Source organism: Alcanivorax sp. HI0044, assembly GCF_001634945.1.
Genome location: NZ_LWEZ01001465.1, coordinates 1 through 730, shown reverse-complemented (window position 1 = coordinate 730; position 730 = coordinate 1). Strand labels below are relative to the sequence as shown.

Here is a 730-nt window from a genome sequence, read left to right as displayed (position 1 = left end):
CCTTCAGCTACCGCCAGATCAAGGAACAACTGGCTGACGACTGGCCCACCGGCGTCCTTCACTGTGTCCGCCAGGCCATTCTGGCTCAGTGCTGATCCGGACAGGCCACAGTGCGCCGCTGCCAGCGAACTGGGGCAACGCGCTAAAGGCGTTTCAGCTTTCCTCTTCACCGCTGCGTTTGAATGAGCGAGAAAACTGCAGAATCAAAAAGTTGATCAGCGACAGCACCAAGGCAATTTCATAACGACTGTAAGCCACCGAAATACCGATCGCCCCGGTATTCCACAGACTCGCCGCTGTGGCGGTACCGCTCACGTTAGCCCCATCCTTGAGAATCGCCCCACCGCCGATAAAGCCCATGCCGGTAATAATCCCGTACATGACCCGCGCTTCCGCGTCGGACCCGGTGTACACCTGCATTCCCACCAACATATAGCCACAAGCCGCAATGGAAACCAGCGGAAAGGTACGCAAGCCGGCGCCTCGCGCCTTCTGTTCCCGGTTCCAGGCCACCGGCAACGCCAGCACAAAGGCCGCGCCAAGCTGAATCAGGTGGGTCCCCACCTGCGCCCAGTCCAGTTCCTGCATATTGCTCTCCTTGCTTGAGTGGGTACGGGGCTTTGCCCACACCCGCTGACAGTAATCCAGCCCGGCTACCATTGAGACGCATATGTAAGCAAAAGCTTACATCGTCACAACAGAAGCCCGCCGCCCGATCACGCTACCGTTA

1 protein-coding gene is annotated in these 730 nt (G+C 58.6%); it reads right to left on the bottom strand.

All coding sequences use genetic code 11. The features are described 5' to 3' along the window. Positions 1-153 precede the first annotated feature (153 nt). A complete protein-coding gene (locus A3730_RS22065) occupies positions 154-588 on the bottom strand; it encodes an MgtC/SapB family protein (protein WP_063519767.1) in 435 nt (144 codons plus the stop codon). Positions 589-730: the final 142 nt, after the last annotated feature.